Source organism: Neisseria sp. SLRRB23 (assembly GCF_050896295.1).
In the GTDB taxonomy this organism is placed as follows: Bacteria; Pseudomonadota; Gammaproteobacteria; order Burkholderiales; family Neisseriaceae; genus Neisseria.
In genome coordinates, this window is sequence record NZ_JBPBFH010000176.1 from 1 (window position 1) to 361 (window position 361).

General features: G+C 48.2%; 1 pseudogene. It reads left to right on the forward strand.

Annotated elements, in window-relative coordinates:
• A pseudogene (locus ACRPFF_RS11785) lies at positions 1 to 159 on the forward strand (type III pantothenate kinase); the annotation flags it as partial.
• Positions 160 to 361 lie beyond the last annotated feature (202 nt).

Here is a 361-nt window from a genome sequence, read left to right on the forward strand (position 1 = left end):
GATGACGTCGAGTCGCGTGGGCTCGGAGATGTGTATAAGAGACAGGTAACGGTTGATGCGCTCACCGATGACGGGCATTATCTCGGTGGAACCATCATGCCCGGTTTCCATCTAATGAAAGAATCGCTTGCCGTCCCCGCAAGCTCTTTCCCGCTTGGCATTCCTGATTTGGTGGTCGTTCAGCTTTATTTTTACGGTATTTTTCGGATGCTGTAAAAAATCAGGTTAGTTCAATTAGGTTACCTGCCGTCTCGATGTTTTTCCCCATATTAGGTGCGTGTTACGCAATCTTATCCCTCTACACATTTGCACTTTACGGCATCTGTCTCTTATACACATCTCCGAGCCCACGAGACTCGAC